At 58.9% G+C, this 12,045-nt stretch carries 14 protein-coding genes and 1 riboswitch; of the genes, 11 read left to right on the plus strand and 3 right to left on the minus strand.

The window, feature by feature from the left end; genetic code table 11:
- The first annotated feature begins 120 nt into the window (after positions 1-120).
- The gene (locus AC0V6K_RS04355; protein WP_472625156.1) at positions 121-579 is read left to right on the plus strand and encodes a YaiI/YqxD family protein; all 459 of its coding nucleotides are present in this window, start codon (positions 121-123) and stop codon (positions 577-579) included.
- Positions 580-604: 25 nt separating this feature from the next.
- Here the strand turns inward: AC0V6K_RS04355 and AC0V6K_RS04360 are convergent, their stop codons facing one another.
- Positions 605-1,258 carry a hypothetical protein gene (locus AC0V6K_RS04360; protein ID WP_472625158.1) on the minus strand — a complete coding sequence of 218 codons (654 nt, stop codon included), beginning with the start codon at positions 1,256-1,258 and terminating at the stop codon, positions 605-607.
- 131 nt (positions 1,259-1,389) lie between these two features.
- Here AC0V6K_RS04360 and AC0V6K_RS04365 point away from each other — a divergent pair, with 131 nt between their 5' ends.
- The 4 genes from AC0V6K_RS04365 (at position 1,390) to AC0V6K_RS04380 (ending at position 3,045) form a co-directional block, all read left to right on the plus strand.
- Positions 1,390-1,809, plus strand: a complete 420-nt coding sequence (locus AC0V6K_RS04365) for a hypothetical protein (protein ID WP_472625160.1) — start codon at positions 1,390-1,392, stop codon at positions 1,807-1,809.
- Positions 1,810-1,811: 2 nt separating this feature from the next.
- Positions 1,812-2,258, plus strand: coding sequence for a helix-turn-helix domain-containing protein (locus AC0V6K_RS04370; RefSeq protein ID WP_472625162.1), 447 nt, complete (start codon positions 1,812-1,814; stop codon positions 2,256-2,258).
- Positions 2,258-2,752 (plus strand): hypothetical protein, encoded by a 495-nt coding sequence (locus AC0V6K_RS04375; protein ID WP_472625164.1) that lies wholly within the window; start codon positions 2,258-2,260, stop codon positions 2,750-2,752. The genes AC0V6K_RS04370 and AC0V6K_RS04375 overlap by 1 nt, the downstream gene beginning before the upstream one ends.
- Positions 2,753-2,886: 134 nt before the next feature.
- Positions 2,887-3,045: a hypothetical protein gene (locus AC0V6K_RS04380; RefSeq protein WP_472625166.1), complete on the plus strand. Its 159-nt coding sequence runs from the start codon at positions 2,887-2,889 to the stop codon at positions 3,043-3,045.
- A gap of 35 nt (positions 3,046-3,080) precedes the next feature.
- On the opposite strand, the gene thiC is transcribed toward AC0V6K_RS04380, so the two are convergent.
- Entirely contained in the window at positions 3,081-4,946 is a 1,866-nt protein-coding gene (gene thiC / locus AC0V6K_RS04385) for a phosphomethylpyrimidine synthase ThiC (RefSeq protein ID WP_472625168.1), read from the minus strand.
- 36 nt (positions 4,947-4,982) lie between these two features.
- A riboswitch (TPP riboswitch) is annotated at positions 4,983-5,091 on the minus strand.
- Positions 5,092-5,266: 175 nt separating this feature from the next.
- Here thiC and AC0V6K_RS04390 point away from each other — a divergent pair.
- Together AC0V6K_RS04390 and AC0V6K_RS04395 are read left to right on the plus strand one after the other, a co-directional pair.
- Positions 5,267-7,405, plus strand: a complete 2,139-nt coding sequence (locus tag AC0V6K_RS04390; RefSeq protein WP_472625170.1) for a DUF6923 family protein — start codon at positions 5,267-5,269, stop codon at positions 7,403-7,405.
- Complete coding sequence (locus AC0V6K_RS04395; protein ID WP_472625172.1) at positions 7,365-7,961, plus strand: hypothetical protein; 597 nt, start codon at positions 7,365-7,367, stop codon at positions 7,959-7,961. Before AC0V6K_RS04390 ends, AC0V6K_RS04395 begins: the two co-directional genes overlap by 41 nt.
- A gap of 27 nt (positions 7,962-7,988) precedes the next feature.
- On the opposite strand, the gene AC0V6K_RS04400 is transcribed toward AC0V6K_RS04395, so the two are convergent.
- The gene (locus AC0V6K_RS04400; RefSeq protein WP_472625174.1) at positions 7,989-8,588 is read right to left on the minus strand and encodes a thiamine biosynthesis protein ThiC; all 600 of its coding nucleotides are present in this window, start codon (positions 8,586-8,588) and stop codon (positions 7,989-7,991) included.
- A 58-nt stretch (positions 8,589-8,646) separates the two neighbouring features.
- Between AC0V6K_RS04400 and AC0V6K_RS04405 the strand changes: the two genes are divergently transcribed.
- The 4 genes from AC0V6K_RS04405 (at position 8,647) to AC0V6K_RS04420 (ending at position 12,028) form a co-directional block, all read left to right on the plus strand.
- Complete coding sequence (locus AC0V6K_RS04405; RefSeq protein ID WP_472625176.1) at positions 8,647-9,309, plus strand: SOS response-associated peptidase family protein; 663 nt, start codon at positions 8,647-8,649, stop codon at positions 9,307-9,309.
- Between the two features lie 182 nt (positions 9,310-9,491).
- The gene (locus tag AC0V6K_RS04410; protein ID WP_472625178.1) at positions 9,492-10,388 is read left to right on the plus strand and encodes a hypothetical protein; all 897 of its coding nucleotides are present in this window, start codon (positions 9,492-9,494) and stop codon (positions 10,386-10,388) included.
- Entirely contained in the window at positions 10,318-11,565 is a 1,248-nt protein-coding gene (locus AC0V6K_RS04415) for a hypothetical protein (protein ID WP_472625180.1), read from the plus strand. Before AC0V6K_RS04410 ends, AC0V6K_RS04415 begins: the two co-directional genes overlap by 71 nt.
- Positions 11,552-12,028 carry a hypothetical protein gene (locus tag AC0V6K_RS04420; RefSeq protein ID WP_472625182.1) on the plus strand — a complete coding sequence of 159 codons (477 nt, stop codon included), beginning with the start codon at positions 11,552-11,554 and terminating at the stop codon, positions 12,026-12,028. Before AC0V6K_RS04415 ends, AC0V6K_RS04420 begins: the two co-directional genes overlap by 14 nt.
- Positions 12,029-12,045: the final 17 nt, after the last annotated feature.

Raw genomic sequence — 12,045 nt, forward strand, 5'->3', positions numbered from 1 at the left:
CCGGTTTACGCCGGGGCCAAAAGGCAAGCGGCGGTCGTCAAATTTCAAGTTCCGTCGCAAATTCCGACGTCAGCGCTGTATGTGTAGCACGCGGGGCGCGAAACGCCTAATGGCCGCTGCATGAGCGCACCCATCACCATCCTAGTCGACGCCGACGCTTGCCCAGTCAAAGACGAGGTCTACCGCGTGGCCGGCCGCTACAAGGCCCTTGTTCGCGTGGTCAGCAACAGCCCGTTCCGCGTGCCGGTGAGCGAGCGTGTGAAGCGCGTGGTGGTCAACGATGGCTTCGACGCCGCCGATGACTGGATCGCAGACAATGCCGACGCGCATTGCGTGGTGATCACTGCCGATATCCTGCTGGCCGAACGTTGCCTGAAAGCGGGCGCACAGGTCCTGGCGCACAATGGCAAGCCGTTTGATTCCGCCAGCATCGGCAGCGCGATTGCCACCCGCGCGATTATGGAAGACCTGCGTGCGGGAATGGACGGGATCGGTGGAGGCCCACCGCCGTTTAGCAAGGCGGATCGCTCGCGTTTCCTGCAGGCGCTGGACCGGGTGCTGAACCAGCTTCGAAAGTGACAAAGGTGACAAAGGTGACACCGTGTCACTTTTGCTCTCCGGCCTCAAAATCCTGTAAAGCGGCCATAATTTCCGCATCAGAGACACAGTGCGAACACGAGAACGTGCCGGAGACCGCATCGAAAGAGCCTGCCGTGCCCCGCACCCCTTCCAGCTCTCCCGGATCGCTCACCGCAAGGGCGCCGGTCGGCACATCCTCGCCATGTTCCAGCTGACCCAGCAAAGCCTCGAAATCGCGCGCATGCTTTTCCGCGCTGTTGGCGATGCGCCCGAACACCGGATTGCCGCCATGCGTCATCTTGTTCAGCAGCGCGACGGTCAACCGCTCGTCAAAGCGGCGATAATGCCCCACCTGCTCCCCCTGATAATAGACCGGCACCTCCACCCCGTTGAGCGCGCGTTCCAGCGCCGCATGGGCCAGCACATCATAGGAATGATGAAACGCCACCTCCCACGCGAGATCAAACGGCTTACCTTTGAGCTTTGACCGCAAACGATAAGCCGATTGCCGCGACATCCCGACGGTCTTGGCCGCCTCGGAGACGGAGTGCGTGGCGGAAAGCTGGCGCAGGAACGCAGCCTGTTTGGTGAGGGTCCAGCCGTCGTGGCGCTGCCCAGATTTGCGGGTGGGCGCGGTGGTGGCAGTGCGGGCGCGCGGCGTGTCGGAGTGCTGGGTCATCGGGCACGCTAAGGCAGATTTCGGGGGAGTAGGAAAGGAGCCCCTAAAGGCCTTTCCTACTCGCTCCCAGACTGCATACTACGGGAGATATCGCTTGCATGTGTTAAGTTTTCTATTAACACAACTCAGGTATGGCTCGTGATGATATCGATTCTGCTCCTGCACTAGGCTTCGAGGATGTCGAAGTGAGTGGCCATGCACGGATTGTCATCACGAAGCGAGCTATGAAGGAGTATCGTGGATTGGATGTCCAGTCGAAGGGTCGTCTAAAGCGTGTGTTTCAAAGATGGTGCAAGGGCCAATCGCTCACAGAGGAGATGATAAACCCAAATGAGGGCCGGACTTCGAAACATAAAGAAATGGTCCAAGCCTTCAAAGTTCGGCGTGTGCGGCTTTATGGCTTTGTGCGAGAAATATACGGCAAGCGAACTTTTTTCATTGTGGATGCCGATGTGGCCAAAAAGCAAACGAAAGCAGGGCCGATTTTGGAACGTGCGAGAAAACGCGTTGATGACGCGATAGATGGTTTGATTAGAATGGAAAAGGAATAGATATGGCTCACAACAGCAAGCAGAATGAACGGCTGATCTTCGCCGAAGAAGCTCTGATTGTAGATGCTCAGAGCCTGCTACAACAACTTCTTGATGAAAAAGGAATGTCTCGCGCAGACTTGGCGCGTGCGATGGGTGTTACACGAGCTCGCGTGACCCAGATTTTTTCGGACGAGTGCAAGAACTTTACGCTCAGGCTGTGGGCCCGTGCTCTTTTTGCGCTCGGCGAAGAGGCCGTTGTGTCTTATTCGGGCGCTGACGAATGCCTTGATCACTTTTTTGCAGGGCGCTTTGAAACGAACGAGCGCGCCTCGCTCGACACACTCGGTCAGTGGCAAGAACTCCAGTCGCAGGACGCGAGTTTAGATTCACACCATGCAAACGACAACGTATTCCAAGGGCTTTCTCTCATGCGAGATACGAATGCTAGATTTGAAGCGGCCGCATAATGAGTGACATTTCTAAAGAGATCGCTGCACATGCCCCATCAGGAGGCTTTTCTGGTGCAGAGTACAATCATGTTGCGACGAAGGCAGTTTTGGAGGGGATAGTCCTCCAAAGAAGTGAATTCGACGTCAAGTCAGAGTGCTTGATGAATCGCAGAAATTGGAAGCTCGAGCATGGACGCAAGCTTATCACCTGCGCTTTTGACGAAGAGCGTCAGAGCGTTGCAGGCGTTTTCCGATACCATTTTATTGCGAAAGATGGACGCAAGAATGCGGCGAAATGCTCGGCCGAATATATCGTTTTTTACAAGACGCCTGACGGTGCTTCTGAAGAAGGTGCCAAAGGGTTCTGTCGAAATGTTGGCATGTTCGCAGCCTACCCATATTTTCGGGCGTTCGTTTCCAGAATGTCTTCCGAAGGAAACCTCGACCTGCCAATTCTTCCCGCGATCGCATCAACTGCGCACATCCCGCCAAAGAAGAATATGAAGAGCTAGGAGACAATTCTTGACGAACCCCGCAAAGGCACGGAGCATCAAAGACGACACGCGCATATGATGGTGCAAATGGTTTGCATCAGCAAGTGAAAGTCTAACGATGAAAGCTAAATCCTCCCCCTGTAACCGCTGAAATGGCGGCAAAGATTCGCTACCTCAAACTCAAGGAAGGTCTTTACAACCACCAGATTGCCTCAATTTTTGGCATCAATCAGGGACGTGTCTCAGAAGTGATGACCGGCAAGAAATTCCCCGATGTTCCGCCAGCGCAGGGAGACTTGTTTGATAGCTAGCTGGAGCAAGGCTGAGGAGTAATCTAGCCCCTCAGTCACTCCTCCGGCAAATAAAGCTCCTGCCCCTTCTCCTTAAAGACGCGGCTCATTTGGGCCATGCCTTCCTCCGCGTCCTCAACCGGCTGCGTTGCAGCGAGGAAGCTGTCGGGGTCCGAATTCTGCTTCGCCGCGAACTCGCGCACTTCCTGCGAAATCTTCATCGAGCAGAACTTTGGTCCGCACATGGAGCAGAAGTGCGCCGTCTTTGCGCCCTCGGCTGGCAAAGTCTGGTCGTGATATTGCTCGGCGGTGTCAGGATCGAGCGAGAGGTTGAACTGGTCGCGCCAGCGGAATTCAAAGCGTGCTTTTGACAGCGCGTCGTCGCGCACCTTTGCTGCCGGGTGGCCCTTGGCAAGGTCAGCGGCGTGGGCGGCGAGTTTGTACGTCACCACGCCCACCTTCACATCGTCGCGGTCGGGCAGGCCGAGGTGCTCTTTCGGCGTCACGTAGCAAAGCATCGCGGTGCCGTACCAACCGATCTGCGCTGCGCCGATGCCGCTGGTGATGTGGTCGTATCCCGGCGCGATATCGGTGACGAGCGGGCCGAGCGTGTAGAACGGAGCCTCGCCGCACGCCTCCAGCTGCTTCTCCATGTTTTCCTTGATCTTGTGCATTGGCACGTGGCCCGGCCCTTCGATCATCACCTGCACGTCGTGCTCCCACGCGCGCTTGGTCAGCTCGCCCAGCGTGTAAAGCTCGGCGAATTGCGCTTCGTCATTAGCGTCGGCGATGGAGCCGGGGCGCAGGCCGTCGCCCAGCGAATAGGCGATGTCATAGGCCTTCATGATCTCGGTGATCTCGTCGAAGTGCTCGTAGAGAAAGCTCTCCTTGTGGTGCGCGAGGCACCATTTCGCCATGATCGATCCCCCGCGGCTGACGATGCCGGTGACGCGGTTGGCGGCGAGCGGGACGTAAGGCAGGCGCACGCCGGCGTGGATGGTGAAGTAATCAACGCCCTGCTCGGCCTGCTCGATCAGCGTGTCGCGGAAGATATCCCACGTCAGCTCTTCGGCGATGCCGCCGACTTTCTCGAGCGCTTGGTAGATCGGCACGGTGCCCACCGGCACGGCGGAGTTGCGGATGATCCATTCGCGGGTGTCGTGGATATTGCGACCGGTGGAGAGGTCCATGATCGTGTCCGCGCCCCAGCGGGTGGCCCACACCATCTTGTCGACTTCGGTCGCGACGTCCGATGCAACGGCGGAGTTGCCGATATTGGCGTTGATCTTGACGAGGAAATTGCGTCCGATTGCCATCGGCTCGGTTTCGGGGTGGTTGATGTTGTTCGGGATAATGGCGCGGCCACGGGCAACCTCATCGCGGACGAATTCGGGGGTGATGACATCAGGGATGCTTGCACCCCAATCCTGCCCGTCGCGCACAAAGTCCTTGGCGATCTCGCGGCCGAGATTCTCACGCTCGGCGACATATTCCATCTCCGGCGTGATGATGCCTTTGCGGGCATAGTGCATTTGGCTGACGTTTTGGCCTGCTTTGGCGCGCAGGGGGCGCTTCACAACATTGGGGAATTGCGGGACGCCGCCGGAGCGGTCCGGGCCGAGCTGGCCGTTGTCTTCCGGCTTCACTTCACGCGCGTCATATTCCTCAACATCGCCGCGCGCCGCAATCCAGTCGCTGCGCAAGCCAGGGAGGCCCGCGTTGATTTCGATACTGGCTTCGGGATCGGTGTAGGGGCCGGAGGTGTCGTACACCCGAACCGGAGCCTCGCCTCCCTCAAGGTCGATCTCTCGCATGGCAACACGCACGCCAGAGCCTGTGCGCGCGCCGACATGGATCTTGCGGCTGCCGCGAATGGGGCCGGTGGTAACGCCGATTTCTACAGGGGAATTGATGTCGGCCATGAGTGCTCTCTCCTAAAGACGGAGTGCGGGTCGATTGCTGCAAAGCCGCCCACTCCCTCCGCCTGTGTTAACAGGTTCAGGTTCAACGGGTCGGACGGCGCTTACCCGTCCCTCTCAGCGAAAGCTCGCTCCCCGGGGATGGGAAGGGCCTAGGCGCGGCGCCATTGCGAGTCCAGTCTTTGCGAAAAGACCAATCGGCCTGTCCAAGTGTGAGAGCTGCAAAAAGCTCAATGATAACAATACTACGTAGGGACCTGGTCGGGGGTAATTAACCATAACTCAACTAAATTTGCCCGGATTTCAGAAGAGGGACATTCTTCATGAGCCGCAAACTTGGTTGCGATATTCGGACTACCGCTCAGCGCGCTTTGACATCGCTAGGCGTGTTGGGGGCTTTGGTGTCAGCGACGCCAGCTTTCGCTCAAGCATTCACCTGTTCGGGCGATATCTATCAGGTGCAGTCCGGCCAACTGCGCATCTTCGATCCCATCTCTTCGACCTATGTCGACGTCGGCTCTGCCAATAACGGTTACAACGCCACGGGTTTCAACACGCTGGACAATTTCGCCTATGGCTCACAGGGCAATCGTGTCATCCGCATCGCTGGTGACGGCACAATCCAGACCATTTTCAATGTCGGGTTCAACAGTTTCGCGGGCGATGTCGATGACAGCAATGGCCTCTACCTGCGCCGTTCTGCATCGCAGTATAGCCGTGTCAATCTCGCCGATGGCTCAGTTACAACCGTCGATATCAGCGGCCAAACGGTCGGCGCAGCGGACATCGTTTTTGTCCGGCGGGGCGGCGTGCCCTATCTGATTGCGATCTCGGCAACGCGTATCGGCATCATCAACCTCGACACCAATTCGTCGGTACGACGGTCGATCTCTGGCCTGCCGGGCGGCAGCTACGGCGCGAGTTGGACCGATTTGAACGGCAGAGTTTTTGCATTCAACAACACCACGGGTCAGATTTACGAGTTCTTTGACCTTTTCACAGCCACGCCCAGTGCGACTTTGGTCGGGCAAGGAGATCCCAGCAACAGCAATGACGGTTTTTCCTGCCCCAACGCACCCTTCCCCAACTTGCCGCCCGTCGCGCAAGACGATGACTTTACGACGCCATTCGAGACCCCGCTGACTCGCAACATCCTGATCGACAATGGCAATGGCCCGGATTTCGATCCAGAAGGAACGGCGGTCACCGTGCAGACAACGCCTGTTTCCGGTCCGTCGAATGGCACGGTGTCGATTTCCGCCAATGGCTCGATGACATATACGCCCAATGCGCAATTCTACGGCACTGACAGCTTCGTCTATCGTATTTCAGACATTACGGGACTGACTGACACCGCGACGGTAACAATCGATGTACCGGCGCCGCCGATCGATCTGGTCACGCGCAAAACACTCGCTTCCGGTGACACCAACCCTGAAGTGAACGATACGGTGACATTCCAGATCGAAGTGACAAATAATGGACCCGCGCCCGCCACGGGCGTTTCGCTGACCGACCTTATCCCATCTGGCCTCACCCCCACCGCCAATAACGGCAATGTCACAACGGGCACGTACAGTCCGGGAAGCGGCCTATGGTCTCTTGGTACGATCGCCAGAGGCGCCACCGAAAGCCTGACAATCGAAGGCACCATTGACGCAGGTCAAGGCGGGCAACGGCTGGAAAATACAACGACCATGGCGGTGGGAGACCAATCGGATCCGACCGACAGCGGCAACGACCTTGGCGAGTCATTGGTCATATTCCCACTCACCTTGGTCGCCAATGACGACAGTTCTGCCGACATTGTGAGCGGGACCGGCCAGGCCAACGCGCTTAACGTCTTCGATGGAGACACCTTGCAGGGCAATCCAGCCAATGCGGGCAACACAACGCTTTCGATCGCGTCGGGTTCATCGCTTCCCACCGGCGTAACCTTTGATACGGCGACCGGAGTGGTTGGCGTCGACCCCGGGACTATGCCGGGTGTCTACTCCTTTGATTACCAGATTTGTGAGACCGCCAATCTGACCAACTGCGACATAGCGACCGCCACTGTCACCGTGATCGCCACCCCGATTGATGCGGTCAACGATGAAGCCTTCGGTATCGTGGGCGCGAGCGGTGCGAATGCGGTTCTCAATGCCTTTACCGGAGACACTCTGGACGGAGGGGCCGCAACCTCGGCCAACACCACTCTGGCAGTTTCGTCTGGTTCTGCCGTTCCAACCCGACTGGTGTTCAACACGTCGAACGGCGATGTTGATGTTTCACCCGGCACGCCAGCTGGCAATTACAGCTTCGACTATGATCTGTGCGAAGCGAGCAACCCTTCAAACTGCGACACTACAACGATCACCGTGGAAGTTGTCGCCGCAGCGATAAGCGCGGACGACGATCTCGCCAGCGCCTCTAACCGGCGTGACAGGCAATCCGGATATCGGAAACATCCTGGACAATGATCTACTGAACCGAACCACTGCAGCTGCCGCAGATGTCGCAGTGCAGATAACAAGCCCGGCGACTCCAGTATCTCCCGGTGCGCCAGTTCCCAGTATCGACACGGCAACCGGCGTTATTGCGGTGCCTGCGAACACGCCAGCAGGGGACTATTCCATCGCCTACAGGATCTGCGAAGTCATCAACCCCACCAACTGCGCCGTGGCGACTGTTACCGTCACGATCACTCCGACTGTGGACTTGTCCGTCACCAAAACGAACACGCCCGGCGTGAATGGCGAAGTCGATCAAGCCGATGATACTGTGATCTTGGGCTCGACCGTCACCTACACACTGATCGTAACCAACAACGGACCTGACAGCGTGTCGGGAGCGATCGTCTCCGACGCGCCTGGAGCTGGATTGACGTGCACAGGCACGAACCCTGTGACAATTACGGGCAACGGGGTGCCAACTGGCAGCTTCACATTGGCGGATTTGACCGGTGGCGGCATCGTTTTGGGCATGCTCGGCAATGGTGAAAGCGCTACTTTGTCGTTCGATTGCACGGTAAGTTAGCGCGGCCGATGTGGCGAATTTGCTGGGTCAGTCGTCCGACTTCGCCGTCAGCAGACACACCGCCAGCAGCAACGTCGCCAAAACGCCCGTGCCGCCTGCGATCGGTAGCTCGCCTGAGAAACCGCGACCCATAGCCGAAGACAGCGCGTTGGAGACCAGAGCAATTGCGCCGATCACTGCGGTCAGGCCGCCCAGAGCCTTTGCCCCCTGGCCCAGTTTTGCAAAGCCGAACACAATCGCTGCGAGCGCCAGAAGAACCTTCGCCGCGTTATAGACCATGAAGGAATAGGCGACGATCCCGCCTGCTAATGGAGCCGCGTCAGGCACAGCTTTCGCGACTTCGCTGAACGGGCCAAACAGGGTTAGTCCCACGCCGACCTGCACAACATTCAGGATCGAAGCGGCGGCAATGGCTGCCCAGCCGAGCTGATTGGTCTTGGATTGAACCATCGCAGCCCCTGCGAACGCGGCCATGATCGTGAAAAGAATGCCCTCACCGCCCCACAGCAATTGGCGCGGCACATCCATCTTTGCGACGTATAGCCCCGTGTAAACCGCCTGAGTGGCGGCAGCGATTAGCAGTAGGATCGCGACAATCTTCGCGTTGCGGGTGAATGTGAATTCCATTGCGATTGAACCCCTGTTCATCTGTTTATGTTGCCTCCTATACGCGAAGCAGACCAACTTGGTTACACCGCGCGCAGAGGGCTTCACCCGTTTCTTGACCCAACTCTACCGCCTCGATTGCTCCGCCGCTGATATTGCGGAGAAGTTCGGCGCGCGCATGGGCGATGATCCGTGGGCGGGCGGCTATGTTGCGCCAATGAAGTTTGCCCCAGTGGTGACGGCAGGGCGCGAATACATTGCGGGGCCGCGTCCAGCCGGGAAGAGCCTTGAGCCGCGTATCACACCGCGCCTCTGGGGTGTTGCCCCTCCCCCATCAGCCAATGATCCGATGCGCCGCATGACCAGCGTGCGCAATGTCGATAGCCCGTTCTGGATCGGAAACTTACGCAACAGCGAGTATCGCTGCCTGATCCCGGCCACCGCCTTCATGCTTTGGGGCAGCGGCACCGACTACGAAGGGCGAAGGCTAAAGCACTGGTTCGCACCAGAGGGTGGTGGTGTCTTCGCGCTCGCTGGCGTTTGGAAGGACGAGGAGGTGCCTGCTTTTGCGCTCCTTACCCGCGAGGCCCATGGCAAGCCGAAAGAACTGGGCTGCACCGCAATGCCAGTAATCTTACCCAGCGAAAACGGCGCATGGCAAACCTGGCTTCATGGCGGGTGGGACAGAGCGCGGCTTCTGATCGGAGCGCCAACGCGCGACCTGCGCGAGATAGCTCGATAGATCCCCTTAAGTTGACTGTTTCGCGCAGGGATTAGAGTGTGATACGCAGAAAGTGTTAGACGCAGAATCTGGTTTCAGACCGAGTTTGCATGGGGGAGTCAACACATCACCACAGATCGGCGCTTAGCCGTTTGGTCGGGTCGCATCCGGCTCCCCCTTTTTGTTTCGAAAAGGGGAAAACGATGAAGAATGCACTGCTGATTTCAACTGCACTCACGCTGGGTGTTGTTGCATCGCTGGCGATGCCTGTGGAGGAAGTGCGGGCGGATGATTGTCTGCTCGACCGAGATGATGATGGCGATGTCGACACCGGGCCTACCGATGATGATGGCGGGGCCAATTCCAACGATCAGGACACGGCTCTGGCCTGCGGTGTCGGGGCGGATGCCACCGGCACAAACGCAACGGCCGTGGGCGCTCAAACAGACGCAACCGGAGAGGGCGCAGTCGCGCTGGGATACTTCGCTGACGCAGCCGATGAAGGGACCATTGCAATCGGTTCCGGATCAGATGCCGAACTGGAAGACGCGATTGCAATCGGTGCCGACGGCGCAGACGCCGATGGCGCAGGCGCGCAGGCCGAAGGACGGCGCTCGATTGCAATTGGTGCCGACGCCGTGGCCACGAAAAACGATGCGACAGTCGTCGGTGCAGGAGCGACTGCCACTGGTTCGTTCGGAAGTGTTGCAGTGGGGCAAACGGCTAATGCAGGGGGTGCCAGATCTGTCGCAATCGGGTCCAGCGCATCGGGCAGCGGAGACAGCTCGACTGCGCTCGGCACCAGCGCCCAGGCCACGGCCACAGGTGCCTTGGCGTTAGGGCGGCTGACCTTGGCAACGGGCGATAGCGCGATAGCGCTGGGTAATGAAAGCCAAGCAGTCGCCATTGGAGCCATCGCCATTGGCGGCGATGGGTCGGACGGCAACACGCTCGGAGCGCTGGCAACGTCCGACGGCAACGTTGCAATAGGCACGGATCTCGCTCGCCGGCGGGACCTTTTCAACCGGCTTGGGCAGCGGGACAATCGCCAACGGAAACTTTTCGACGGCCGTTGGTGTGGGAGCAACCGCAACAGCTGACAACACGGTTTCAATCGGGGTCATAACCTCGGCAAGTGGCGCAGGTGCAACCGCTGTCGGCAACAGCGCATCCGCCGCAGGGGCGTCCTCGGTGGCACTTGGTCTGGAAGCGAATTCCGGTGGCAACCTGTCAGTTGCCATAGGTCAGGGATCGGACGCCACTCAGACTAATGCCATTGCCATTGGTGGTGACGGATCGGATGCTGGCACTGACGGTGCCCAAGCAACGGGCACCGGGAGCATAGCAATCGGCGCAGACGCACTTGCCAATGACACTGACGCGTTGGCGTTTGGGACCAATGCTCTGGCCACAGGACAGTCCGCGACGGCGGTTGGCGTCAATTCACAAAGTGGAACGGGCGGCAGCGCCTTTGGTGAGCGCGCAAATGCCGGAGACGACGGGACCGCGATAGGAAAGGACAGCGAAGCGGGCATACTCGGCACCGCAATTGGAAAATTCGCAACGGCCACTGGTATCAGAAGTGCTGCGATTGGCAACAGAGCTAATTCTTCAGGTACCTACAGCTTCGCGGGGGCAGCTTTCGCCAATGCGACCGGTAGGGAGAGTATAGCTTTGGGGAATGAAACCGATGCTACAGCGCAGGGCGCTATCGCGATTGGCGGAGATGGATCAGATGGCGATTTTAACGGAGCCCAAGCGACCGGTCAAAGCGCCGTTGCCCTCGGCACAGACACCAATGCTTCTGGCGTTCGCGCTGTCGCCATTGGCGATGGCTCAAGTGCCGAAGAGCAGGACGCGGTGGCCTTTGGGGTGAACGCATCGTCTACTGCCACAAACGGCATGGCCATCGGGCGTAATGCCAACGTGCAGGCCAATAACGGCTTTGCCGCAGGCGTGAACGCAAGGGTGCTGAACCAGAACGGATCGGCCTTCGGCTCCAGCGCACGCGTGACCGGTAACTCGGGTACAGCGGTGGGCGCCAATGCTCTAACGACTGGCACGCGCGGGACCTCTGTGGGCTCACAGGCTGAAGCGGGTGCCTTTGCCACTTCGGTGGGGAATGGTGCACAGGCCACGGGATCGCAGTCAACCTCGGTCGGGTTTGGAGCGGTTGCCGCACAAACGGATTCTGACAGCCATTGGTGCAGGTGCAACCACAACGGCTGCAAACCAGGTCACCATCGGCGGTTCAGGCAGCTCTGTGCGGATCGGTGACATTGCGGCTTCCACCGCTGCACAGTCGGGTCCGGTCGAAGCTGTCACGGTTGATGGTGACGGCGTACTTGGCACGACCGCCGTTGCAACCGCCGCCTCAGTGGCCAATGTCCGCGTCTCAATGAACGCGCTGGCGCAAGTGTCTGAGGCGCAGTTCAACTCGCTGTCGAACAACGTCATGGCCTTGGACAGCCGCCTGTCGAACCTCGAGTTCGATCTCAACAATGTCGATCAACGTCTGACCGGAGGCATTGCAGCAGCGGCCGCGTTGGGCAGCGCCATCGCCATGCCGGACAAGGACTTTGTGATCGCGGGCAACGTCGCCACCTATGGCGGTGAGCAAGGCTATGCGATCACATTCACCGGCCGGGCGACCGACAACCTCGCCTTCACCGCAGGTGTCGCCGGAAACAGCGGCGACGGCGATGTGGTCGCCCAAGCAGGCTTCGCGCTCGGGTTCTGATCAGAGGAAGGGCGACG

It is taken from the genome of Erythrobacter sp. S43 (assembly GCF_057364955.1).

What these genes read in the sequence shown, in the direction of transcription:
- AC0V6K_RS04355 (WP_472625156.1), top strand. Translation starts at nt 121, where the DNA reads ATGAGCGCACCCATCACCATCCTAGTCGACGCCGACGCTTGCCCAGTC.
- AC0V6K_RS04360 (WP_472625158.1), bottom strand. Translation starts at nt 1,258, where the DNA reads ATGACCCAGCACTCCGACACGCCGCGCGCCCGCACTGCCACCACCGCG.
- AC0V6K_RS04365 (WP_472625160.1), top strand. Translation starts at nt 1,390, where the DNA reads ATGGCTCGTGATGATATCGATTCTGCTCCTGCACTAGGCTTCGAGGAT.
- AC0V6K_RS04370 (WP_472625162.1), top strand. Translation starts at nt 1,812, where the DNA reads ATGGCTCACAACAGCAAGCAGAATGAACGGCTGATCTTCGCCGAAGAA.
- AC0V6K_RS04375 (WP_472625164.1), top strand. Translation starts at nt 2,258, where the DNA reads ATGAGTGACATTTCTAAAGAGATCGCTGCACATGCCCCATCAGGAGGC.
- AC0V6K_RS04380 (WP_472625166.1), top strand. Translation starts at nt 2,887, where the DNA reads ATGGCGGCAAAGATTCGCTACCTCAAACTCAAGGAAGGTCTTTACAAC.
- thiC (WP_472625168.1), bottom strand. Translation starts at nt 4,946, where the DNA reads ATGGCCGACATCAATTCCCCTGTAGAAATCGGCGTTACCACCGGCCCC.
- AC0V6K_RS04390 (WP_472625170.1), top strand. Translation starts at nt 5,267, where the DNA reads ATGAGCCGCAAACTTGGTTGCGATATTCGGACTACCGCTCAGCGCGCT.
- AC0V6K_RS04400 (WP_472625174.1), bottom strand. Translation starts at nt 8,588, where the DNA reads ATGGAATTCACATTCACCCGCAACGCGAAGATTGTCGCGATCCTACTG.
- AC0V6K_RS04410 (WP_472625178.1), top strand. Translation starts at nt 9,492, where the DNA reads ATGAAGAATGCACTGCTGATTTCAACTGCACTCACGCTGGGTGTTGTT.